The organism is Mesorhizobium sp. f-mel, from assembly GCF_053850215.1.
Map to the genome: position 1 here is coordinate 1 of NZ_JBSPTO010000009.1, position 22,299 is coordinate 22,299.

20 protein-coding genes, 1 tRNA gene and 2 pseudogenes are annotated in these 22,299 nt (G+C 63.2%); 18 read left to right on the forward strand and 5 right to left on the reverse strand.

What is annotated here, in order from left to right:
• Window positions 1–371: 371 nt before the first annotated feature.
• On the reverse strand, window positions 372–1,505 hold the full coding sequence (locus ACWUKX_RS13695) for a porin (protein WP_456007341.1): 1,134 nt from the start codon (window positions 1,503–1,505) through the stop codon (window positions 372–374).
• A gap of 463 nt (window positions 1,506–1,968) precedes the next feature.
• On the opposite strand from ACWUKX_RS13695, the gene ACWUKX_RS13700 reads away from it, so the two are divergent.
• Window positions 1,969–2,059 (forward strand) — tRNA-Ser (locus ACWUKX_RS13700).
• 100 nt (window positions 2,060–2,159) lie between these two features.
• On the opposite strand, the gene ACWUKX_RS13705 is transcribed toward ACWUKX_RS13700, so the two are convergent.
• Entirely contained in the window at window positions 2,160–3,059 is a 900-nt protein-coding gene (locus tag ACWUKX_RS13705) for an alpha/beta fold hydrolase (RefSeq protein ID WP_456007343.1), read from the reverse strand.
• A 166-nt stretch (window positions 3,060–3,225) separates the two neighbouring features.
• On the reverse strand, window positions 3,226–5,265 hold the full coding sequence (locus ACWUKX_RS13710) for a lytic transglycosylase domain-containing protein (protein WP_456007345.1): 2,040 nt from the start codon (window positions 5,263–5,265) through the stop codon (window positions 3,226–3,228).
• 330 nt (window positions 5,266–5,595) lie between these two features.
• Here ACWUKX_RS13710 and dapA point away from each other — a divergent pair, with 330 nt between their 5' ends.
• Genes dapA through ACWUKX_RS13725 form a run of 3 tightly spaced genes read left to right on the forward strand, consistent with a single transcriptional unit; the run spans window position 5,596 to window position 7,754 of the window.
• Window positions 5,596–6,477, forward strand: coding sequence for a 4-hydroxy-tetrahydrodipicolinate synthase (gene dapA / locus ACWUKX_RS13715; protein WP_456007347.1), 882 nt, complete (start codon window positions 5,596–5,598; stop codon window positions 6,475–6,477).
• A 25-nt stretch (window positions 6,478–6,502) separates the two neighbouring features.
• Entirely contained in the window at window positions 6,503–6,982 is a 480-nt protein-coding gene (smpB, locus tag ACWUKX_RS13720; RefSeq protein ID WP_006202221.1) for an SsrA-binding protein SmpB, read from the forward strand.
• A gap of 28 nt (window positions 6,983–7,010) precedes the next feature.
• On the forward strand, window positions 7,011–7,754 hold the full coding sequence (locus ACWUKX_RS13725; RefSeq protein ID WP_456007349.1) for a glycoside hydrolase family 25 protein: 744 nt from the start codon (window positions 7,011–7,013) through the stop codon (window positions 7,752–7,754).
• Here ACWUKX_RS13725 and ACWUKX_RS13730 read toward each other — a convergent pair.
• Window positions 7,723–8,385 carry a uracil-DNA glycosylase gene (locus ACWUKX_RS13730; protein WP_456007351.1) on the reverse strand — a complete coding sequence of 221 codons (663 nt, stop codon included), beginning with the start codon at window positions 8,383–8,385 and terminating at the stop codon, window positions 7,723–7,725. The two genes, ACWUKX_RS13725 and ACWUKX_RS13730, sit on opposite strands and share 32 nt — an antisense overlap.
• A gap of 11 nt (window positions 8,386–8,396) precedes the next feature.
• Window positions 8,397–8,978, reverse strand: a complete 582-nt coding sequence (locus ACWUKX_RS13735) for a LabA-like NYN domain-containing protein (protein ID WP_029354483.1) — start codon at window positions 8,976–8,978, stop codon at window positions 8,397–8,399.
• A 329-nt stretch (window positions 8,979–9,307) separates the two neighbouring features.
• On the opposite strand from ACWUKX_RS13735, the gene rpoZ reads away from it, so the two are divergent.
• From rpoZ to ACWUKX_RS13805, 14 genes and pseudogenes are all read left to right on the forward strand, one after another.
• Entirely contained in the window at window positions 9,308–9,709 is a 402-nt protein-coding gene (gene rpoZ / locus ACWUKX_RS13740; protein ID WP_029354482.1) for a DNA-directed RNA polymerase subunit omega, read from the forward strand.
• A 111-nt stretch (window positions 9,710–9,820) separates the two neighbouring features.
• Window positions 9,821–12,049 carry a RelA/SpoT family protein gene (locus ACWUKX_RS13745; protein ID WP_456007353.1) on the forward strand — a complete coding sequence of 743 codons (2,229 nt, stop codon included), beginning with the start codon at window positions 9,821–9,823 and terminating at the stop codon, window positions 12,047–12,049.
• A 31-nt stretch (window positions 12,050–12,080) separates the two neighbouring features.
• Window positions 12,081–12,659, forward strand: coding sequence for an orotate phosphoribosyltransferase (gene pyrE / locus ACWUKX_RS13750; RefSeq protein ID WP_456007355.1), 579 nt, complete (start codon window positions 12,081–12,083; stop codon window positions 12,657–12,659).
• A 72-nt stretch (window positions 12,660–12,731) separates the two neighbouring features.
• Window positions 12,732–13,112, forward strand: coding sequence for a VOC family protein (locus ACWUKX_RS13755; protein ID WP_456007357.1), 381 nt, complete (start codon window positions 12,732–12,734; stop codon window positions 13,110–13,112).
• A 252-nt stretch (window positions 13,113–13,364) separates the two neighbouring features.
• Window positions 13,365–13,454 (forward strand): annotated as a pseudogene (locus ACWUKX_RS13760) (DUF2062 domain-containing protein); the annotation flags it as partial.
• A gap of 44 nt (window positions 13,455–13,498) precedes the next feature.
• Entirely contained in the window at window positions 13,499–13,912 is a 414-nt protein-coding gene (gene acpS / locus ACWUKX_RS13765; protein WP_029354476.1) for a holo-ACP synthase, read from the forward strand.
• A gap of 77 nt (window positions 13,913–13,989) precedes the next feature.
• Entirely contained in the window at window positions 13,990–14,739 is a 750-nt protein-coding gene (gene lepB, locus ACWUKX_RS13770; protein WP_065009855.1) for a signal peptidase I, read from the forward strand.
• A 4-nt stretch (window positions 14,740–14,743) separates the two neighbouring features.
• Complete coding sequence (rnc, locus tag ACWUKX_RS13775; protein ID WP_029354472.1) at window positions 14,744–15,469, forward strand: ribonuclease III; 726 nt, start codon at window positions 14,744–14,746, stop codon at window positions 15,467–15,469.
• A complete protein-coding gene (gene era / locus ACWUKX_RS13780) occupies window positions 15,466–16,398 on the forward strand; it encodes a GTPase Era (RefSeq protein ID WP_456007359.1) in 933 nt (310 codons plus the stop codon). The genes rnc and era overlap by 4 nt, the downstream gene beginning before the upstream one ends.
• Before the next feature lie 133 nt (window positions 16,399–16,531).
• Entirely contained in the window at window positions 16,532–17,308 is a 777-nt protein-coding gene (recO, locus tag ACWUKX_RS13785) for a DNA repair protein RecO (protein ID WP_456007361.1), read from the forward strand.
• Window positions 17,305–17,813: pseudogene (locus ACWUKX_RS13790) on the forward strand (PaaI family thioesterase). Before recO ends, ACWUKX_RS13790 begins: the two are co-directional and overlap by 4 nt.
• Before the next feature lie 165 nt (window positions 17,814–17,978).
• On the forward strand, window positions 17,979–20,732 hold the full coding sequence (locus ACWUKX_RS13795; protein ID WP_456007363.1) for a DUF2339 domain-containing protein: 2,754 nt from the start codon (window positions 17,979–17,981) through the stop codon (window positions 20,730–20,732).
• Window positions 20,733–20,886: 154 nt separating this feature from the next.
• Window positions 20,887–21,405 (forward strand): RNA polymerase sigma factor, encoded by a 519-nt coding sequence (locus ACWUKX_RS13800; RefSeq protein ID WP_065009856.1) that lies wholly within the window; start codon window positions 20,887–20,889, stop codon window positions 21,403–21,405.
• Entirely contained in the window at window positions 21,402–22,193 is a 792-nt protein-coding gene (locus tag ACWUKX_RS13805) for an anti-sigma factor family protein (RefSeq protein ID WP_456007365.1), read from the forward strand. The genes ACWUKX_RS13800 and ACWUKX_RS13805 overlap by 4 nt, the downstream gene beginning before the upstream one ends.
• Window positions 22,194–22,299: the final 106 nt, after the last annotated feature.

Genomic DNA, 22,299 nt, shown 5'->3' on the forward strand with positions numbered 1-22,299 from the left:
CCCACTGGAATGCCGAAACTACATCGAAAACGCCGGATACAAGTCAACCTAAATGCGAAAGGCTCTAGTCGTCTTCCCCCAAATGGCGGGGCGCGAAGGATCGCTGCTGCTTTCATTCTGCGCGGCTGCATTGTTCGGCTGAGGTAACGCGATCCCAGGGTCTGCTCCGCTTCGCGTTCGCTCCGCCCCGGGATGAGAAAGGCATGGTGGCTGATGCCACTCGCCGGCGTTTGAGATTTGGCAATTGAAGGCCGCACAGAACGACCATGGCCGGCATCGGCCGCGCCATACATTCCGCCCTTGACAGCCACGCCGATACGAAAAAACCCGGCGGTTGCCCGCCGGGTTCGATTTCAGTCAAACGCTGCTGATTAGAACGAGCGCTGGAAGCGAAGGATGCCGCCGAAGTTGTCGTCGTCATCGGCACCGGTCCAGTTGCTGACGCTCTCATCACCAAGATGGAAGTAGGCGGCTTCGGCCGTGATCGTCAGGCCGGGGACGATATCGTAAGCGATGTTCGCCACGACGCCGAGATTCTCGCCCTCGTCATAGGAGATCTGGGTGTTGAACGAGGTCTTCTCGTTGATAGTGAAGGTGCCACCGCCCCAGAGCGCCCAATTGCCGCTCCACAGCTTGTACATGCCGCGGCCGGCGGCGGGGATTGCGAAGCCGCCATCCGTGTAGTTGTCGTCCGTGCCGTAGCCGGCCATGATGAACAGCGACAGGTTCTCCATCGGGGTGACGTCGAGGCGAACCTTGCCGGCCACTTCTTCATAGTTGCTGTCGTAGGCAATGACGCCGGTGATCGCGCCCCAGCCCTGCGTCCACTTCACGCCGCCGACGACATGCGGGACGTAGCTGTCGATCGTGAAGTCGCCGTAACCTTGTTCGAGCGAGACGACGGCGGAGAAGCCGTTGCCGGCGTCGAAATAGTACTGGACGACGTTGGTGTCGAAGCCGCCGTAGGGAACCAGCGTATCGTTCATGACGTTGCCGGCGTAGCCGATGAACGTATCGAAGGCCGATTCGTCCTTACCGACGCGCAGTCCACCGAGCTGGATCCACGCGAAGTTCAGCGAAACGCCGGGGTTGTAGGCTTCGTTGAGGTACGGAGATGTATCGCCCTGGATGTTGCGGAAATTGAAGCGGGTCTCGGTGTACGTCTTCAAGGTGCCGAGCTCGGTTTCCTGGCCGGTCCAGGTCTTCAGCGCGAAGCGAGCACGCTTCCAGTAGGTATCCTGATCGTCGCCGTCCTCGACGTCGACGGTCCCCGCACCGGTGAATGCGCCGATGTCGCCGACGCCGATGTCGTAGCGGACATAGCCGCCGATGCGCAGGCAGGTTTCGGTGCCGGGGATGTAGAAGTAGCCAGCGCCGTAGACGTCACAGATGCGGACGTATTCAGCGGGTTCCGGCTCGGCAACGACGACGGCGTCGGCGGCGCGCGCACCGGAAACTGCGACCAGTGCCGCAGCGGAGCCAAGAAGAAGGCTCTTGATGTTCATTTTCTGACCTCCAGTCAAAAGTTAAAAAACGGGTCTGGGTATTCTTTGCTGAAGGACAGCGTTCCCTGCCCCATCCCCACTACCGAAAAAGATGCGCACCGCGCCGCTCCTTCGAATTCGACATTACCCATGAGGCGGCGGCGTTCAACCACCATCGTATCGGCGAAAGGTCTGTGCAGGCGCTATCCCCCTGCCTTGTTGCACAAATGACACGATTTGGCCTCACTCGGAAAGCTCCCGTTAACCATTGAGCTATCGGAAACCCTTGGGCGAGACCTTTGCAATCCGGCCGATTCTGACAATTGCCCGCCGGAATTGCGACGATGTCGTGAGTCGCCGGCCGAGGGATTGCCGCAGAATCGCCGCATGGCGAAAGCGCCATTTGGCGGAAGCCGGTTTTTTCAATGATAATCGCGCCGGCTTGTTGATTGTGCCGGCGCTTTTCTTTATCCACCGGCGCAACGGAGAGGTGGCCGAGTGGTCGAAGGCGCTCCCCTGCTAAGGGAGTAGAGGTCAAAAGCTTCTCGTGGGTTCGAATCCCATCCTCTCCGCCATCCTGCTTCGCGCTGGGCGCTTCGCAGGATAAGTCCCCCTTTCCGCGAAAGCAGGATGCGCTGCGGCACTGCCTCAAATAAATTCCTCAGTTCTCGAGCATTAGCTCGAGCCGATGCGTTGCTCGGCCATATCAAGAAAATTGGCGATGGCGCCGGGCAGGCCGCCGGTCTCGAGGAAAGGCGCATGGCCCTGGCCCTCGACCGTAATCGTCTCGACACAAGGGTGACGCTTTCGCATCTGTTCGAGCGTCTCGGCGGAAAGCAGCTTCGAATTGGCCCCGCGGATGGCGAGCAAGGGTATGGCCGCCAGCGCCTCGAACTGCGGCCACAGATCTGCCAGTGGCTGAGTAAGATCGAGACCCGCCAGCGTATCGACCAGCTTCGGGTCGAAATCCGGCACCAGCCCGTCACCCGTCTCTCGGTAGAGGGCCGATACCATCCGCTCCCAATCCGCCTCGGTCAGAGCTGGAAAGTCGCTGCCATGCGCGCCGCACTGGGCGCCGATCGCCTCGGCATGGGTTTTCGGCTTTGGTGTCTGCTCGAGATAGGAGCGGATATAGGCGAGACCGCTAGCCTCGACCACCGGGCCGATGTCGTTGAGGACGACGGCTTTAAGGACGGCCGGCCGCATCGTGCCGAGCACATGGATGATCAGCCCGCCACGCGACGTGCCGATGAACGCCGCCGCCTCGATGCTCAGCGCCGCCAACCCGGCGAGGATATCACCGGCTTCAACGCCGATATTGTAATGGCCGATATCGGGGTCGTAGGCGGATTGCCCGCGCCCGCGGTAGTCGAAAGCGACAATTTTTCGCGAACCTTCCGCCCGTCGCGACAGGTGCAGCGCCAGCTCATGAAAATCGCGGCAATTGCGGGTCAGGCCAGGCAGGCAGACGACCGGCCAGTGTTCGGAATTCGCTTCGCCGTAGACACGGGCGTGAAGTTGCAGCCCGTCCGGCGAGGCGTAGAAGAAATCGGAAAAACCCTGGTCGCTGGGCATCTAGACGTGGTTCCTCGCTGCTGCCGGATAGTCTCCGACTGCTACAGGCGAGGGAAGGTGCGGTCAAATCGGGAAGGCGGACCGGCGAAACTGCCGATCTCCCCCCTCGTGAGGGAGATTGGCCGTCATCGACGCATTCGCCAATCTTGAACGCCGTCGACGCTCTTCAACTCCGCCCGTTCACCAAATCTCCAACGATATCGTACTTGCCGGAAATGCGCATCTTGTAGACTTCGTAATTCTCCATCACGCGCTGGACGTAACTTCTTGTTTCCGTATAAGGAATCCGCTCGATCCAGTCGACTACTGAGTCGATGTTCTTGCCGCGCGGATCGCCAAATCTAGCCACCCACTGGGCGGCGCGGTTGGGGCCGGCATTGTAGCCGGCGAAGGTCAGTACATAGGAACCGTCGAAGCGGCCGAGCTGCTCGCCGAGGAAGGCGGCGCCCAGCGTCGCATTGTAGCCGGCGTCGGTGGTCAGCCGCGCCTGCGAGAAGGTCATCCCGGCCTTCTTCGCCAATTGCCTGGCGGTCCCCGGCATCAGCTGCAGCAGCCCGCGCGCACCGGCGCTGGAGACAGCGCCGATGTTGAATTCGCTTTCCTGGCGAGCGATCGCATAGGCCAGCGCCTTGCCGGAGCCGGAAATGTTGGCGGTGGCGGGAATGACGCCGAGCGGATGCGACAGCGCGCCGACATCGATGCCGCGCGCGCCGGCGATCTTGCCGATTTTCAGCGCCAGGAAATGGTTGCCCTGCTTTTCCGCCATAGCGGCGAGCAACGCCAGCTCTCCGGGACTGGTCAACTGCCCGGCGAGGTCGCGATAAAGCGTGTCGGCGTAGCGCTCATAGCCCGCCTCCTGCAGCCGCTTGATGGCGCTGACCGCCTCGCGATTGGCGAAATTCCGCTGATCGGCGGCGCTCGGCTGCGGATGGGCGATGTTGAGGACCTGCCGGCCGACGCGCTCGCCGGCGAGCTGGCCGTAAAAGGTCGTGCCGTAACCAGCGGCACGGGTGAAATTATCCTTCGCACTGCCGGGACCGCCGGCTTCGGCCGCACGGCCGAGCCAGTAATAGGCGCGCGACAGCGAGATCGGCCCCTGGGCGAGATCGGCGATCCGCGCGAAATGCCTGGCAGCGGTGTTGGGCTCGTTGAGGCCGCGCAGCGCGTACCAGCCGGCATGAAACTCCGCATCCGCCGCGTTGGCAGCACTTTCGGCGGCGTGTGCTGCGACTATTTTGTAGGCGGTCTTCATGTCGCCCTGGTCGACCAGTTCGCGCGACAGCACCCGGCGCTCGGCCCACCAGGCATCCGGATCGATCAGTGCGCTGCGGTCGCTCGGCGCCTTCATCATCACTGCGGCGGCGTCGGAAAACTTCTGCTGCTTGCGTAGATATTGGGCTTGCGCGAAGAGATAGCCGGCCGAACGCTGCGCAGCGGGCACCGCCTTCAGCAGTTTGGCCGCTTTCTTGTCGCCCCTGTCCGCCGCTGCCCAGGCATCGGCCAGCTGTTGGGCGCCGGCAAGGCCGGCGACGCGCAGCGCGGAATTGACCCGGTCGGCATAGAACATGCGCTCCATGCGAAAGCTGTGGTCGGCGGCGGCGATGAGCTTGCCGAATTCCCAGATGATCGCCGCTTCGTCCTTGGCTTCCAGTTTCTCAGTGCGCCAGAAAGGCGACAGCACCGAGCGCGCTGCCTCGACGTTGCCCTGCGACACATAGGAGCGGGCGAGGATCACCACGCCCTCGACTGTTTGTGGCTGGCTGCCGCCGAAAGCTTTCACCACGGTCTCAGGCGCGGGATTTTCGCGATAGAGCGCGCGCTCGCTGTTCTTGCGCAAGGCGATCAAGCCCGGCCAGTTCGGCAGCATTTTCGCAGCATCGGCGATGTCGCCGCTTGGCACCTTGTCGCCGCCGTAGAGTGCGATCGCCCAGGCAAGGATGTGCCGGTCGAGCGAATTGACCGGCAGGGTTTCGCGCACTTGAAGCGCACCGGCAATGTCGTTTGCCGCCAGTGCATCGAGGCCGCTTTTCAGCCTGGCGACACTGACGGATGGAGATCCCGTATCGTGCAGGCCCGTATCCTGCAGGTTTGGCGTCGGTATGGCCGACGTGACCTGCACATCGATCTTGCCCGCGGCCACAAGGCTCGGCGTCAGCAGGAGAATTGCGCCAAGCAGCGCAAAAAAATGAGGCTGCCTGGTCGGCATGGTCTTCATCATTTCCTGTCTACACATTACCAACAGGCACAGATCAACCGAAGCCTAGTTGGCTGTGATGAAGAGCCCGTAAACAAGGCTATCGAGGCCTTTCAAATTGCGCTTGCTGGCATTACCACCATGCTTGCCGCGCAACAGTGTCGAGACTATGGTGCGCCGCTTCGCTTTCGGCTAGAAGGCGCGCACGACAAAACACCTACAGCGCCGTGCGTCGTCTCAGACGCGCAAAGGACGCTGTAGCACTTAAATTTGGCGCATGATCCCCAGCGAAAATCGACTCGATTTTCGGGGTCATGCGCTAGTCCCAGGGAGTTGGACGACATGCTGAGAGGCTCGCTTACCGCGCTCGTGACACCGTTCGAAAAGAGCGGCCGTTTCGACGAGAAAGCCTTTCGCGCTCTCGTTGCCTGGCAGATCGCCGAAGGCACGACCGGTCTGGTTCCGGTCGGCACCACCGGCGAGTCGCCGACGCTGTCGCATGACGAGCACCGCCACGTAGTCAAAGTGTGCATCGAGGTCGCCAAGGGCCGCGCTCCGGTCGTCGCCGGCGCCGGCTCCAACAACACCGAGGAGGCGGTTGGCCTGGTGCAATATGCCGAGAAGGCGGGCGCCGACGCTGCACTCGTTGTCACGCCTTACTACAACAAGCCGACGCAGCGCGGTCTCTACGCGCATTTCGCCGCCGTCGCCAAGGCGACCAGCCTGCCGATCATCATCTACAACATTCCGCCGCGCTCGGTGATCGACATGACGCCCGAGACGATGGGCGAGCTGGTGCGTGACTTCAGGAACATCATCGGCGTCAAGGATGCCACCGGCAAGGTCGAGCGGGTTTCCGAGCAGCGCGCGACCTGCGGCAAGGATTTCATCCAGCTTTCCGGCGAGGATGCCTCGGCGCTCGGCTTCAACGCCCATGGCGGCGTCGGCTGCATCTCGGTGACGGCGAATGTCGCGCCGCGGCTGTGCGCCGAATTCCAGGAGGCGACGCTTTCCGGTGAGAACGCCAAGGCGCTGGACTTGCAGGACCGGTTGCTGCCGCTGCACAAGGCGATTTTCCTGGAGCCCGGCGTGTCCGGCGCGAAATATGCGCTGTCGAAGCTCGGCAAGGTCGAGAACGTGCTGCGTTCACCGCTGGTCACCGTCGAGCAGTCGACCGCCGAGAAGATCGATGCGGCCATGAACCACGCCGGCTTGATTAATTAGGGATGAGGCGCCACCTCTCCGCATCATGAATCAAGTCAGAAAAGCCGATCCCAACAACAAGACCGTTGCGGAAAACCGCAAGGCGCGGTTTTCCTATGAGGTGCTCGACACGATCGAGGCCGGCCTGGTGCTGACCGGCACCGAGGTGAAATCGCTGCGCCAGGGCCAGGCCAACATCCAGGACTCTTACGCCTCGGTCGAGGGCGGTGAGATCTGGCTGATCAACTCCTATCTGCCGGAATATCTGCAAGCCAACCGCTTCAACCACGAGCCGCGCCGGCGCCGCAAACTCCTGCTCAACAAGCGCGAGATGGCCAAGCTTTCGCAGAGTGTCGATCGCGAAGGCATGACGCTGGTGCCGCTAAAAATCTATTTCAACGACCAGGGCCGGGCCAAGCTGCTGCTTGCCGTTGGCCGCGGCAAGAAACTGCACGACAAGCGCGAAACCGAAAAGCAGCGCGACTGGTCGCGCGAGAAGGGCCGGCTGCTGAAGGAGCGTGGGTAGGCTGGGAGCCACTCTTTTGAAGGACTGGATGAAGAACCGGATCGTCCTTTGGGGTGCGGCCAGCCTGATCCTGGCGTGCCTCGTCGCGGCCGGCGGCTATTTCTACCTCCGTCCGTTTTCTCCGGATCGCGGCAAGTATCCGGTCAGGGGCATCGACGTTTCCCATCACCAGCGGCAGATCGACTGGCAGCGTGTTGCCGCCGACGATGTTGCCTTCGCCGTCATCAAGGCAACCGAGGGCGGCGACCACGTCGATGATGCCTTCGAGGCCAATCTGCGCGAGGCCCGCGCGGCTGGTTTGGCAGTCGGTGCCTATCATTTCTTCACCTTCTGCAGGCCTGGCGCCGATCAGGCGAAGAATTTCATCTCCGTCGTGCCGCGCGATCAACCGCTGCTGCCGCCGGTGGTGGATATCGAATTCGTCGGCAATTGTCCGCGGCGGCCATCGCCCGAAGAATTGAATGTCGAACTCTCGGCTTTCCTCGGCCCTGTCGAGGCAGCTTTCGGCAAAACGGCGATCCTCTATGTGACCGACGAGGCCGCACGGGCCTACGCCGGCCAGATCGTCGGTCGCCCGCACTGGGTTCGTTCACTGGCGCTGTGGCCAGGTCATGACGACTGGATCTATTGGCAGTACCACGACAGCGGTCGCGTCGACGGCGCCAGCGGCGATGTCGATCTGAATGTCCTTCAGGGCGGGCAGGAGAAATTGGCCGAGCTGTTTGCGCCTCCGCCCAAATCTAGCTCTCGAGAAACGCCGCTATATCCCTGAAGACGTTGACAAACATCGCTTCCGTGAGCACGCCGGTGTTGGTGTTGTAGCGCGAGCAGTGATAGCTGGAAAATAGCGTCACGCCATTGGTTTGCTGCTGCCCGCCATGCTTGAACGGATAAGCAGCAACACGTTGGCCGAGCGCCCGCACCGTCGACTGGTGCGCGATCGAGCCCAGCGCCAGCACGGCGCGCAGGTTCTTGAACCGCGCGATCGTCGGCACGAGGAACGTCCGGCAGGTGGCAATCTCGGCGCCGACCGGCTTGTTGTCCGGCGGCACGCAGCGCACCGCATTGGTGATCGCCGTGCCGACAAGCTCCAGCCCGTCATCGGGCCGCGCCTTGAATTGGCCGCGCGCAAAGCCGTGCGCGATCAGCGTGTTGTAGAGGAGGTCGCCGGCATAGTCGCCGGTAAAGGGACGTCCGGTGCGGTTTGCACCGCGCAGGCCCGGCGCCAGTCCGACGATCAGCAGCCGCACCGCATCCTCGCCCTCGGGCGGAAGGAAGGTCGGCACCGGCGCATTGAACCAGGACGGCTCGCGCTGCCGCCATTGCGCGATAAAATCGTGCAGCCGCGGGCAGAGCGGGCAGTCGCGATCGGGCTCGGGGGAGGCGACCAAGGGGGCGGTCAAGACCCCCGCCGTCAAAAATCGTCCTCGTCGACTTCAGCCGGCTCGGGCCGGCGCACCGGCCGCTCGGAGGGATCACGGCCGACTTCGTTCTTCAGCGTCATCAGATCGATGAAATGGTCGGCCTGGCGGCGCAGGTCGTCGGAGATCATCGGCGGCTGCGATGCCATGGTCGAGACGATCGACACCTTGCGCCCGCGCCGCTGCAGCGCCTCGACCAGTGTGCGGAAATCGCCGTCGCCGGAAAAGATGACATAGTGGTCGACGACATCGGCAAGTTCCAACGCATCGACGGTCAACTCGATGTCCATATTGCCCTTAATCTTGCGGCGGCCGGTCGAGTCGGTGAATTCCTTGGCCGGCTTTGTTACTACCTTGAAACCGTTGTAATCGAGCCAGTCGATCAGCGGCCGGATCGAGGAGTATTCCTGATCCTCGACCAGCGCGGTGTAGTAGTATGCACGCAGCAGGTAGCCGCGCTTCTGGAAGCTCGACAAAAGCCTGCGGTAGTCGATATCGAAGCCGAGCGCGCGCGACGTGGCGTAAAGATTGGCACCGTCGATGAAAAGAGCGATTTTTTCACGAGGGTCGAACATGGAAATATTCCTTTTCGAAAATAAGCGGTCGTCTAAATGCGCGTGCCTATCGGTCGGCTTGAAATAACCGGCTGACCTTCGTCATTCGAGATAACGCCGGTTTTACGGCAATCCAAGGGTATGATGCTGTATAGCAAGCAATTGTGATCGGTGCCGTATCGTCGCAGGCGGCGCCCCCAGACTCGCCTTGGCCCGGCCTTAGTCCGCACCTGACCTGGCCCCGGACTTGGCCCCAGACCTGAGATTGCCAAAAAGCTTGTATTTTGGCGGCGTCCGGGTTATGGACCGCGCCTGTTTTCCATCAAATCCAGGCATGAAAGGGGCAGCTCATGGCCCGCGTAACCGTTGAAGATTGCATCGACAAGGTCGACAACCGCTTCGAGCTCGTGCTTCTGGCCGGCCATCGCGCCCGTCAGATCAGCCAGGGCGCGCAGATCACCGTCCCTCGTGACAACGACAAGAATCCGGTCATCGCGCTGCGCGAGATCGCCGAGGAGACATTGTCGCCCGACGACCTCAAGGAAGATCTGATCCACTCGCTGCAGAAGCATGTCGAGGTCGACGAGCCGGAAGCCGATGGCGAGGCGATCGCCGACCAGACCGGTACCGCCGCTGCGGCAACCGATGCCGACGACACCGAGGACAACATCACCTTCGACCGCATGACCGAGGAAGATCTCCTGGCCGGCATCGAAGGTCTGGTGCCGCCGGAAAAAAGCGACGACTATTGATCTTCGCAACGGCTGCCGACACTTTCGCGTCGGCAGTTTCGTGGTTATCTATGACATGCGCCGTACGCCAGTGCGGCGCATGATTCGTTTCAGCACTGCGAGATCCCGCCCATGATGCGTCAGTATGAGCTTGTCGAGCGCGTCCAGCGCTACAAGCCTGACGTCAACGAGGCGCTGCTCAACAAGGCCTATGTCTACGCCATGCAGAAGCATGGTCACCAGAAGCGCGCCTCCGGCGATCCCTATTTCTCGCATCCGCTCGAAGTCGCCGCCATCCTCACCGAAATGCACATGGATGAGGCGACCATCGCGGTTGCCCTGCTGCACGACACGATCGAGGACACCACGGCGACCAGGGCCGAGATCGACGAACTGTTCGGTCCGGAAATGGGCAAGTTGGTCGAAGGCTTGACCAAGCTGAAGAAACTCGACCTCGTCTCCAAGAAGGCCGAGCAGGCGGAAAACCTGCGCAAGCTCTTGCTGGCGATCTCGGAAGACGTTCGCGTGCTGCTGGTCAAGCTCGCCGACCGCTTGCACAACATGCGCACTCTCGACCATGTGCCCGAAGCCAAGCGCCTGCGCATCGCCGAGGAAACGATGGATATCTATGCGCCGCTTGCCGGGCGCATGGGCATGCAAGGCATGCGCGAGGAGCTCGAGGAGATCGCCTTCCGCTTCATCAATCCGGAAGCCTACCGCGCGGTCACCGCGCGGCTCGCCGAAATCTTCGAACGCAACAAGGATGTGCTGTCCGAGATCGAAAGGGCGCTGTCCACGCTGTTCGAGAAATATGCGATCAAGGCCGAGGTCAAGAGCCGCCAGAAGAAGCCGTGGTCTGTGTTCCGCAAGATGGAGGCCAAGGCGCTGTCCTTCGAGCAGCTATCCGACATTTTCGGCTTTCGCGTCGTCGTCGATACCGTCGAGGACTGCTACCGGGCGCTCGGCGCCATCCACACGACATGGTCGATGGTGCCAGGCCGCTTCAAGGACTACATCTCGACGCCGAAGCAGAACGACTACCGTTCGATCCACACCACGATCGTCGGACCGTCGCGCCAGCGCGTCGAGTTGCAGATCCGCACCTATCAGATGAACAAGATTGCCGAATATGGCGTTGCCGCGCATTCGATCTACAAGGACAGCGGCGGCAAGATGAACGGCACTGCCCACGCGATCTCGAAGGAGACCAACGCCTATGCCTGGCTGCGGCGCACCATCGAGCAGCTTGCCGAAGGCGACAATCCCGAGGACTTCCTCGAAAACACCAAGCTGGAACTGTTCCAGGACCAGGTGTTCTGCTTCACGCCCAAAGGCATGCTGATCGCGCTGCCGCGCGGCGCCACGCCGATCGACTTCGCCTACGCCGTGCACACCGATGTCGGCGACACCTGCGTCGGCGCCAAGGTCAACGGTCGCATCATGCCGCTGATGACCGAGCTGAAGAATGGCGATGAAGTCGAGATCATCCGCTCCAAGGCGCAGGTGCCCCCGGCGGCGTGGGAGTCGGTCGTCGTCACCGGCAAGGCGCGCTCGGCGATCCGCCGCGCCACCAAGAATGCCATCCGCAAGCAGTATTCGGGTCTCGGTATCCGCATACTGGAACGCGCCTTCGAACGATCCGGAAAGATCTTTACCAAGGAGAGCCTGAAGTCGGTGCTGCATCGGCTGGCGCGCAAGGACATCGAGGATGTGCTGGCCTCTGTCGGCCGCGGCGAACTTTCCTCCACCGATGTCATGAAGGCGGTGTTTCCCGACTACAAGGACGAGCGCGTCACGCTGGCCGCGCCCAAGCAGCGCGAGGAGGGCTGGTCGAAGATCCGCAACGCCGCCGGCATGCTGTTCCAGATTCCGGGCCGCGCGGCACGCAAGGACAAGGACCAGCCAAAGGACGGCGCCGTGCCGATCCGCGGCGTCCGCGGCGACCTGCCGGTGCGCTTCGCGCCGGAAGGTGCTGTCCCCGGCGACCGCATCGTCGGCATCGTGCAGCCGGGAACCGGCATCACCATCTATCCGATCCAGTCGCCGGCGCTGCAGGCTTTCGACGACCAGCCCGAACGCTGGATCGACGTGCGCTGGGACATAGACGAGCGCACCAAGGAGCGGTTTCCGGCGCGAGTCTCGGTCACCGCCATCAACGCGCCGGGTTCACTGGCCGACATCGCGCAGGTCGTTGCATCCAACGACGCCAACATCCATACATTGTCGATGGTGCGCACCGCGCCCGATTTCACCGAAATGTTGATCGATCTCGAAGTCTGGGACCTGAAGCACCTGAACCGGCTGCTGTCGCAGCTCAAGGACAATTCGAGCGTCAGCGATGCGCGACGCGTGAACGGCTAGAAATCATCAGCGTGCTGGAGTCAAGGCAGAGATGAACACCGACGAAGTGCTGGGCATTTTCCGTGAAGCCGGTGCCGTTCTCGAAGGGCATTTCATCCTGACGTCGGGCTTGCGAAGCCCGGTCTTCCTGCAGAAGGCGCGGGTCTTCATGCATGCCGACAAGACCGAGCGCCTGTGCAAGGCGCTGGCCGAGAAGATCCGCGCTGCTGTGTCCGGCAGGATCGATTACGTCGTCGGTCCGGCGATCGGCGGGCTGATCCCGGCCTATGAAACCTCGCGCCATCTTGGCGCGCCGGCGATCTGGGTCGAGCGGGAAGGGGGCGAGTTCAGGCTCCGCCGCTTCGAGATCGCCAAGGGTTCGCGCGTCGTCATCGTCGAGGACATCGTCACCACCGGCCTGTCGATCCGCGAGACCGTTGACTGCCTGCGCGCGCTTGGCGCCGAGGTCGTTGCCGCTGCCTGCATCATCGACCGCTCGGCCGGCAAGACCGATGTCGGCGTGCCGCTGACCGCGCTCGCCGAATACGAGGTTCCGGCCTACCCAGCCGACAGGCTGCCGCCCGAGCTCGCCGCCATACCGGCCATCAAACCGGGCAGCCGCAATATCTGATGCATCGCCCAAAAGTGCGCAGCGGTTTTGGGACAACGACATGCATAAAACAACGTTAACTGAGGCGCAGCCGTGATTGCAGGCATCGATCATTTCGTGCTGACGGTTCGCTCCGTCGAAGACACCTGCGCCTTCTATCAGCGCGTGCTCGGCTTCAGGCGGCTCGACGAGCCGGACCGGCCGACGGCGCTGCTGTTTGGAACGCAAAAGATCAATGTGCATGACGTCGGGCGCACCTTCGAGCCCAAGGCCAAGGCGCCGACTCCGGGCTCCGCGGATTTCTGCCTGGTCGCCGCTCGTCCGCTCTCGGAGATATGCGCCAGCCTGGCGGCCAACGGCGTTGGCGTTGAAGTCGGGCCGGTCGAGCGGATCGGCGCCCGTGGCCCGATGATGTCGGTCTATTTCCGCGACCCGGACGGCAATCTCGTCGAGGTCAACGAGTATGGGCCGTAGATAGCTTGCTGCCGATTCTGCGGCGAACTCTCCTCCTCAAATCCGTCGCGATTACACTGTGTCCGGAGTGGCGAAACGCCGGTCCCGCAGGCGACAGCAGCGGACGGCATGCAGCTACGGTTGTTCTGCGGCCAGCGTATCGCTATATCAAGGTCGTTGTTGCCTTTCGACGGCCGCAAAGCGCAAAATGTAGCTATCGCGCCCGGCCCGGGATGGTCGGAGCGGCAGCTTTGATATCAGGACAGGAACAGAGTGCTTTTTCGACGCCGCAAGCCTGATGGTTTTCTCGAGCGGATGCATATCTATCTGTGGCCACGCCGCTCTTTCTCGCGCTCGCTGCGTCTGGCGGACAGAGCTGGAATCGCCGGACGGGAAGTTCGCGCCGAATGATCATTGGCATCGGCAGCGACCTGATCGATATCAGACGCATCGAAAAATCGCTGGAGCGCCATGGCCAGCGCTTCATCCAGCGCATCTACACCGAGGTCGAACAGGCCCGCTCCGAAAACCGCGGCGCCCGCGCCGCCTCCTATGCCAAGCGCTTCGCCGCCAAGGAAGCCTGCGCCAAGGCGCTGGGCACCGGTATGGCGCAAGGGGTGTTCTGGCGCGACATGGGCGTCGTCAACCTGGCCAGCGGCAAGCCGACCATAGCGTTGACCGGCGGGGCGGCGGCGCAGCTGGACAAAATCCTGCCTGAAGGCCACAGAGCGGCGATCCACCTCACCATCACCGACGATTTTCCGCTTGCTCAAGCCTTTGTGATCATCGAGGCGTTGCCCGTCGAAGAAGCGCCATATTGATTGCATCTGACCACCGGCATGACGTTGCCCAGCGCGCGCCGAGACTCTATACCAACCAACGCATAATCGAGGACGACATGAGCGTGGCTGAAAAATCTCAGAAGAAATCCGGCGGGCTTGGCGAAACCGTCAGCGTCATCGTCCAGGCGCTTTTGCTCGCTCTGGTCATCCGCACGCTTCTTTTTCAGCCATTCTCTATCCCGTCAGGGTCGATGCGGCCGACCTTGCTCGAAGGCGACTACCTCTTCGTCACCAAGTGGTCCTATGGCTTCTCGCGCTATTCGCTGCCGTTCGGGCCGGACCTCTTTTCGGGCCGCATCTGGGGCGCCGAGCCGAAGCGCGGCGACGTGGCGGTGTTCAAGTTCCCGCCGGACCCCTCCGTCGACTACATCAAGCGCGTCGTCGGCCTCCCGGGTGACAAGATCCAGGTCAAGGATGGCCAGCTCTTCATCAACGGCGTCGGCGTGCCGCGCCAGAAGGTCGGGCAGATCGACAATCGCGACATCACCGAGAAGAGCGGGCCGGTCGACGTCTATCGCGAGACATTGCCGAACGGTGTCAGCTATGACACGCTCGACCTGATACCCAACTCGATCGGTGACAACACACAGGAATTCGACGTGCCGCCCGGCCACTATTTCATGATGGGCGATAACAGAGACAATTCCTCGGACAGCCGCTTCACCGTCGGTTTCGTCCCCGACGACAATCTCGTTGGCCGCGCCAACCTCATCTTCTTCTCGATCGGTGGCAGCGCCAGCCCGCTCGAAATCTGGAAATGGCCGTCGCTGATGCGCGCGTCGCGCCTGCTGCATTTCGTCAATTAGGATCATGGCGGCGACAAAACGGCTGACCATCGACGCGCTCGCCGAAGCGCTCATGCAGCGCACCGGCCACGCCTTTGCCGACCGCCAGCGCCTGCAGCGCGCGCTGACCCATGCCAGCGCCCGCAGCAGCCATGCCGGCATCGACTATGAGCGTTTCGAATTCCTGGGCGACCGCGTCCTCGGCCTGGTCGTCGCCGACATGCTTCTGGCGGCGTATCCGGACGCTGCCGAAGGTGAGCTGTCGCTCCGGCTCAACGCGCTGGTCAATGCCGAGGTGCTGGCGGAGATCGCCGAGGAGATCGGCCTGCCGGAGCTGATCCGTGCCGGCTCGGACGTACGCGGCCTGGATGGGCGCAAGCGCGTCAATCTGCGGGCTGATGCGCTGGAATCGCTCATCGCCGTGCTTTATCTCGACGGCGGGCTGGAGGCGGCCCGCGCCTTCATCCACAAATACTGGCGGCCGCGCTCGCAGGCCATCGGTGCCGCCCGCCGCGATGCCAAGACCGAACTGCAGGAATGGGCGCATCAGGCCGCAGGCGCCGTGCCGGTCTACATAATTGACAGCCGCGAGGGACCGGACCACGATCCGCTGTTCACCGTCAGCGTCAAGGTCGGCGCCTTTCCGCCGGCGACCGGCAGCGGGCGCTCCAAGCGCGAGGCCGAGCAAGCCGCCGCTACTGCACTGCTGTTGCGCGAAGGCGTCTGGCTAAGCAAGGGGAGCGCGGCATGACCGCCACCGAAGACGTTCCGCCGGCAGCAGAAGCCACCACCACGCACTCTGGCTTCGTCGCGTTGATCGGCGCGCCCAATGCGGGAAAATCGACGCTGGTCAACCAACTGGTTGGCGCCAAGGTGTCGATCGTCACCCACAAGGTGCAGACGACGCGCGCCATCGTGCGCGGCATTGCCATCCACAATAACGCACAGATCGTCTTCGTCGACACGCCGGGCATCTTCAAGCCGAAGCGGCGGTTGGACACGGCGATGGTGACGACCGCCTGGGGCGGCGCCAAGGACGCCGACATCGTTCTGTTGCTGATCGACGCCGAGCGCGGCATCAGGGGCGACGCCGACGCGATCCTCGAACGGCTGAAGGATGTCCGCCAGCCGATGGTGCTGATCCTCAACAAGGTCGACCGGGTCAAGCCCGAGGCGCTGCTGGCCCTGTCGGCGGCAGCCAACGAAAAAGTGCCCTTCAAGCGCACTTTCATGGTCTCGGCGCTAACCGGGTCGGGCTGCAAGGACCTGCTCGACTATCTCTCGGAAACCCTGCCTGCCGGCCCCTGGTATTACCCGGAAGACCAGATCTCCGACCTGCCGATGCGTCAGCTGGCGGCCGAGATCACTCGCGAAAAGCTCTATCTCAGGCTGCATCAGGAACTGCCCTATTCCTCCCATATCGAGACCGAGAAATGGGAGGAGAAGAAGGACGGCTCGGTGCGCATCGACCAGACCATCTATGTCGAGCGTGACAGCCAGAAGAAGATCGTGCTCGGCCACAAGGGCGAGACGATCCGTGCCATCGGCCAGGCGGCACGCATGGAGATATCCGGTATCCTCGAACAGAAGGTGCATCTTTTCCTGTTCGTCAAGGTGCGCGAGAACTGGGGCGACGACCCCGAACGCTATCGCGAGATGGGGCTGGAGTTTCCATATTAACGTCACTATCGACACAGCTCTCCTGAGCCGGTTGGACGCCACGCAATTTCCCTGCCGAGTGCTTGCCGATCACCAGCGCCCTGCCCAAAACCCAATCTTGATTTCGCCATCGAAGCGGTGACAAGCTCCGTTGATGGAGTGGCGCGACGAGGGAATCATTCTCGGCACCCGCAAGCATGGCGAAACCAGCGCCATTCTTGAGGTCATGACTCGTGCGCATGGCCGCCACCTCGGCCTTGTGCGCGGCGGCCGCTCGCGCAAGCAGCAGCCCGTTCTGCAGCCCGGCAACCGTGTCGACCTGTTGTGGCGGGCGCGGCTCGACGAACATCTTGGCACCTTTCAGGCCGAAGCGATCGAGATGAACGCCGCCCGGCTGATGGACAGCGCCGTCGCCATCTATGGGCTGCAAACCATGGCTGCGCATCTGCGCCTGCTGCCCGAGCGCGACGCTCATGGCGGCCTCTACGAGACGTTGGCCGTGATGATCGCCCACCTCTACGATACGGACGCCGCCGGCGAGCTGGTGGCGCGCTTCGAGTTGCTGATTCTCGACGAACTCGGCTTCGGCCTCGATCTCAGCCAGTGTGCTGCGACCGGCGCCAGGCAGGACCTCGCCTATGTCTCGCCGAAATCCGGGCGCGCCGTGTCACGCGCCGCAGGCGCGCCTTGGCGCGACAAGATGCTGGTGCTCCCCGCATTCCTGCAGCGCGGCTCCGGCCTGCGCGCCGATCCGGCGGCGATCGAGGATGCCTTCCGGCTGACCGGCTTCTTTTTTACCCGCCATGTCTACGAGCCGCGCGGGATCGAGGCGCCCGGTGCCCGCGCCGGCTTCCTCGCCGCCGTGCGCAAGCACCACGCGGCGGGCAAGGAGATTGGCGCCGAGACCGCCGCCGGAGAAAACATTACATGAGCGAAGTGGAACTCGGCCGGGTCTCGCCGCTCGGCCTCCGCACCATTCCGCACGGCGACATCTCTAGATATACCGGCCTGGAATTGCTCCAGCGCATCATCGACAACAATACCCGGCGCCGCCGATTTCGTTCCAGCTCAGTTTCGACCTGACCGAAGTGTCGGAAGGACGCGCGGTGTTCCGCGGCCTGCCGAACGAGCGCTATCTCAATCCGCTGGGTGGGTGCATGGCGGCTGGGCCGCGACGCTGCTGGATTCGGCTCTTGCCTGCGGGTGCAAACGCTGCTCGACAAGGGCGAGGTCTATACGACGGCGGAGTTCAAGGTGAACCTGACACGGCCGATCACGCGAAGACCGGCGAGGTGGTGTGCGAGGGCAGGGTGGTGCACAAGGGCCGCACATTGGCGGTTTCGGAAGCAACGCTGAAGGATGCCAACGGCAAGCTGCTGGCTTTCGGCACCGAAACGTGCTCGATCTTTCCGGCCGCCAATCTGGCGGCGCGCTGACTGCCGCATGACCCCGAAAATCGAATAGATTTTCGGAAAGGATCATGCGGAAAATTAAGGCGCTACAGCGTCCTTTGCGCGTCCGAAAGGACGCGCGGCGCTGTAGTGTGGCCGTCTGGCCGCCGTATTTGTAAGTAACTACTGGCTTGGTTTGGGGGAACCGCCATGTTCGAAAGCCTGATCGGCCTAGTCGCGATCATCGCGCTATTCGTCATTATCTCGCGCCAGCAGAGCCGCATCGGCCTGATCGAGCGCGAACTTGGTGCGCTGCGCAGCCTCGTGCTTTCGGGCGCGCATGTGGCCCCGCCGCAGGCCAAGCCGGTAGAACCGGCCGCAAACGACAGCAAGCCAGCAGACGCGGCAGTTGGGGCCGTGACCGATATTGTCCCGTCATCGGCGGGCGAGGCTGAGGAAAAGCCGTCCACAGAGGTTGAGGCCGCGGAGATTGCATCCGGACCGTGGGCTGCGGGCGAAGCGGCGCCGGCTGGATCTGCACCAGCGCAACCGGCCGCCGTGACGGCGAAAGCGACGCAAAAACCCGACATCGAAACGGCGCTCGGCACCCGATGGGCGGTCTGGGTCGGCGGCATCGCGCTGGCGCTGGGCGGCCTGTTCCTGATCCGCTACACCATCGAGGCCGGCATTTTCGGTCCCGGCGTGCGGCTGAGCATGGCAGCAATGCTCGGGCTGGTGCTGGTCGCCGTTGGCGAGTTCATCCGCCGCACCGGCTTCAGGGTGCCGGTGCAGGGCGTCGCCGGCGCCTATATTCCGGCGATCCTGACGGCGGCCGGTGCTTTCATCCTGTTCGGCACGGTTTATGCCGCGCATGGCGTTTACGGCTTCATCGGGCCGGCGCTCGCCTTCACGCTGCTCGGCGCCATCGGTGTGGCGACCATCGCGGCCGCCCTCGTCCACGGCCAGGCGCTGGCCGGCATCGGCCTGCTCGGCGCGGTGGTGACGCCGATGCTGGTCGCCTCGCACGCGCCGAATCCTTGGGCGCTGTTCGGCTATTTGGCGATCGTGCTCGCCGCCACCGGCGTCATCGCCCGCCTGCGCGACTGGAAATTGCTGATGGCGGCAGCGTTCGTCGGCACCGGCCTCTGGACCATTCTTTACATGACTGATGCGCCGGGCACGAACCTGCCCGTCATCCTCTTCATCAATGCGGTGACCCTGGCCGTGCTCGCCTTCGTCTGGCTCGGCCGTCGCGGTGGCGAAGCAGAGCCCGCCAGGGGCTTCGACTGGCCGTCGATCGCACCTGGCTTCTTCGTCGGCCTTTCGGCGATGGCGCTGTTCGTCGACCCGGCATTCGCTGCCGGCGATGCTCTGCCGGGAGCAGCCCTTATCGCAGCCCTGGTCGCGATAGCGCTCTACCGGCCGCTGGCGCTGGCGCTTCTGCACGCCGCAGGGCTGGCGACGGTGCTGGTCTATCTCGGCATCATTCCGCCAGCCTCCGTCGCTTCAGACTTTTCAGGTGGCGTTCTCGACGTCGAAGGTCTGCCGGCTGCAGTTGCCGATACGCTGATGCTCAGGATCGGTATCTTTCTTGGACTTATGTTTATCGGCGCCGGATTCTGGGCTGCGCGCAAATCTGCCGCATCGGCTCACATCCGAGCCGCCTCATGGGCGGCATGGGGCATTGTCGCACCGCTGGTCATTCTGTTGGCGCTCTGGTTCACTTTCGGCAATCTCGACCGCGATCTTGTCTACGCGGCGTTTGCAGCCCTTCTGGTCGTGGTCTTCGCCACCGGCGGCGAGTGGATCGCGCGCGGTGAGGAGCCGCCGCTAAGGGGCGGTGCTGCCGTCTCGTTCGCGCTTGGTGGGGCAGCAGTCGCCGCCTTGCTGATGATCTACATGGCTTTCGGGTCCGGCTGGACCACGATTCTGCTGGGTGCCGCGGCCATTGTGCCGGCGCTGGCCACCCGCTGGCGCGCCTATCCGGTGCTCGGCTGGATTTCGGTCGGCGCGGTCATTGCCGTACTCGGCCGCGTCGCCTTCGATCCGACAATCGTCGGCGCCCAATTCCTGTCGACGACGCCGGTATTCAACTGGCTGATGCCGGGATACGGCGTTCCGGCGCTCGCCTTTGGCTTTACAGCGTGGCAGCTCGCCCGCACCACCAATGGCCGGCCGCGCCTCGCCATGGAAGCGGGCGCTGCGCTATTTGCGCTGCTCACGATTGCCATATTGGTGCGCCACGCTATGCATGGCGGCGTCATCGACACGGGTGCTGCGACACTCGCCGAACAGGCGATCTACACGCTGATCGCCATCGGCGCCGGCGCCATCCTGATCGCCATCGACATGCGCTCGCCAAGCTCGGTGCTGCGCTATGGCTCGCTTGCTGCGGGCGTGGTCTCGGTCGCTTTCATCGTCATCCAGCATTTTCTGGCGCTGAACCCGCTGCTTACTGACGAATCGACGGGCGAGATCCCGGTGTTCAACCTTTTGTTTCTCGCCTATCTCTTGCCGGCCGTGGCTGCTGGGGGGCTCGCGCTCTATGCCAGAGACAAGCGGCCGAAATGGTATGCCGCGATGCTGGCGCTGGTGGCGGCACTGCTCGCTTTCGTCTATGCGACGCTGTCGGTGAGGCGGCTGTTCAAGGGCGAGTTCATCGGCCTGTGGAGCGGCCTTGGCCAGCTTGAAACCTACACCTATTCCGCGCTGTGGCTGATCATTGGTGTGGCGCTGCTTACCGCCGGCGTCTGGCTCAAGTCGCAGGTGCTGCGCATCGCGTCGGCCGCGCTGATCTCGGTCGCCGTGTTGAAGGTCTTCCTCTTCGACATGTCGGAACTGGAAGGCGTGCTGAGGGCGCTGTCCTTCATCGGCCTCGGCGCGGTGCTGATCGGCATCGGCCTGTTCTATCAGCGGCTGTTGACAAGAGCGGCGAGGGAAAAGCTTCAGACGAGCAATAGCTAACAGTTTTCAATTTAACCGGGAATAAATCGCCCGCCGGCCGCGTTAGCTTGTTGCTTGGGTGACCAGGGCGGCGGACCGCTTCGCGCTGGCCGCTTGCGCCGCGCCGCGAAGGCGCGTTCAATCGGATGAACAAGGCACCTCAGAACCAGCGGTCATGGACGAAAAGAAGGCAGCAATCCTGGGCGAAATACCGCGCCTGCGCCGATATGCGCGCTCGCTGCTGCGTGACCGCGATTCCGCCGACGATCTCGTTCAGGACTGTCTCGAGCGGGCGCTTGTGCGGCTCGACAACTGGCAGACTGGAGAAAGCCCCAGGAGGTGGCTGTTTACGATCATGCATCATTTATTCATCGACCAGATGCGCAAGGTGAACCGGCGTGGCGAAGCCGCGATGCTGCCGCTGGAAGCGGGCGAAGCGCAGGCAGCACCCGCCGAGCAAGTGGAGAGCATCGCCTCGCGCGAGATTATCGACGCATTGCAGGCGATCAGCCCCGACCGGCGCGCGGCACTGGTCATGGTCGCCATCGAAGGCTTTTCCTATGCCGAGGCCGCGACCATCCTCGGCGTGCCAGCCGGCACGCTGATGTCGCGCATCGCGCGCGGGCGTGATGAGTTGCGCGGCCTGCTGGATGACGCCGCGCGCCGCCGGGCGATAAGGATCGTCGAGAAATGACCCGGCGCGGTTTTTCCGAACGCGACATCCACATGGCGCTCGACAGCGAGTTGCCGGGCGACGAGCGCGTGGCGTATGACGCCTGGCTCGATGCCAATCCTGAATTGAAGGCGAGAAGCGCCCGCTACGTCGCCGACCGCGCAGCCCTTCGTGCCGCTTTCGCCGGCGTGCTCGACGAGCCGGTGCCGGCGCGGTTGCAAAAGATCGTGTTCGGCGAGGCGCCGGTCAAGACGGCGGCATCGCGCTCGCGCTGGTGGCTGGCGGCTGCGGCGGCGGCGGTGCTGGCCATCGGCGGTGTTGGTGGTTATGTCGCCGGCATCGACCATCTCGGTCTGGAAGAGCCGGCCGAGGACCAGCTCGCCGAGCAGGCGATCGCAGCCCATGTCATCTATGCCGCCGAGCAGCGGCATGCGGTGGAAGTGCCCGCCAGCGACAAGGATCATCTGCAGACTTGGCTGTCCAATAGGGTCGGCCTGAAGCTGGTCGCACCGAATCTGGCGGCGGAAGGGTTCCAACTCGTCGGCGGCCGGCTGCTGCCTGCTGGCGAGAGCAAGGCTGCGATGCTGCTTTATGAGGACGACAAGGGCGAGCGCATCTCGCTGTTCGTCACGGCTGAATCGGCCGAGAAGGCCAAGGGCACCTACGGGTCGGAAGAGAACGGCCCCGAGGCCGTCTACTGGCTGGATAAGGGCTATGGCTGCGCCGTCGTCGGCTCGCTACCGCGCGCGCAGCTGACTGCGGTGGCGAAGAGCGCCTACAGCCAGCTTCTGGCCGGGCTGGCCAGCTGAAGACCCAATTTTTCAAAGCTTGCGTCTACAGCGCCGCGCGTCCTTTGGACGCGCAAAGGACCACTGTAGCACTTTAATTTTGCGCATGATCCTTCCGAAAATCGAT

Excerpts from the sequence above, each read along its gene's own strand:
- ACWUKX_RS13695 (WP_456007341.1), bottom strand. The coding sequence starts at position 1,505 with ATGAACATCAAGAGCCTTCTTCTTGGCTCCGCTGCGGCACTGGTCGCA.
- ACWUKX_RS13705 (WP_456007343.1), bottom strand. The coding sequence starts at position 3,059 with ATGCCCAGCGACCAGGGTTTTTCCGATTTCTTCTACGCCTCGCCGGAC.
- ACWUKX_RS13710 (WP_456007345.1), bottom strand. The coding sequence starts at position 5,265 with ATGCCGACCAGGCAGCCTCATTTTTTTGCGCTGCTTGGCGCAATTCTC.
- dapA (WP_456007347.1), top strand. The coding sequence starts at position 5,596 with ATGCTGAGAGGCTCGCTTACCGCGCTCGTGACACCGTTCGAAAAGAGC.
- smpB (WP_006202221.1), top strand. The coding sequence starts at position 6,503 with ATGAATCAAGTCAGAAAAGCCGATCCCAACAACAAGACCGTTGCGGAA.
- ACWUKX_RS13725 (WP_456007349.1), top strand. The coding sequence starts at position 7,011 with ATGAAGAACCGGATCGTCCTTTGGGGTGCGGCCAGCCTGATCCTGGCG.
- ACWUKX_RS13735 (WP_029354483.1), bottom strand. The coding sequence starts at position 8,978 with ATGTTCGACCCTCGTGAAAAAATCGCTCTTTTCATCGACGGTGCCAAT.
- rpoZ (WP_029354482.1), top strand. The coding sequence starts at position 9,308 with ATGGCCCGCGTAACCGTTGAAGATTGCATCGACAAGGTCGACAACCGC.
- ACWUKX_RS13745 (WP_456007353.1), top strand. The coding sequence starts at position 9,821 with ATGATGCGTCAGTATGAGCTTGTCGAGCGCGTCCAGCGCTACAAGCCT.
- pyrE (WP_456007355.1), top strand. The coding sequence starts at position 12,081 with ATGAACACCGACGAAGTGCTGGGCATTTTCCGTGAAGCCGGTGCCGTT.
- acpS (WP_029354476.1), top strand. The coding sequence starts at position 13,499 with ATGATCATTGGCATCGGCAGCGACCTGATCGATATCAGACGCATCGAA.
- lepB (WP_065009855.1), top strand. The coding sequence starts at position 13,990 with ATGAGCGTGGCTGAAAAATCTCAGAAGAAATCCGGCGGGCTTGGCGAA.
- rnc (WP_029354472.1), top strand. The coding sequence starts at position 14,744 with ATGGCGGCGACAAAACGGCTGACCATCGACGCGCTCGCCGAAGCGCTC.
- era (WP_456007359.1), top strand. The coding sequence starts at position 15,466 with ATGACCGCCACCGAAGACGTTCCGCCGGCAGCAGAAGCCACCACCACG.
- recO (WP_456007361.1), top strand. The coding sequence starts at position 16,532 with ATGGAGTGGCGCGACGAGGGAATCATTCTCGGCACCCGCAAGCATGGC.
- ACWUKX_RS13795 (WP_456007363.1), top strand. The coding sequence starts at position 17,979 with ATGTTCGAAAGCCTGATCGGCCTAGTCGCGATCATCGCGCTATTCGTC.
- ACWUKX_RS13800 (WP_065009856.1), top strand. The coding sequence starts at position 20,887 with ATGGACGAAAAGAAGGCAGCAATCCTGGGCGAAATACCGCGCCTGCGC.
- ACWUKX_RS13805 (WP_456007365.1), top strand. The coding sequence starts at position 21,402 with ATGACCCGGCGCGGTTTTTCCGAACGCGACATCCACATGGCGCTCGAC.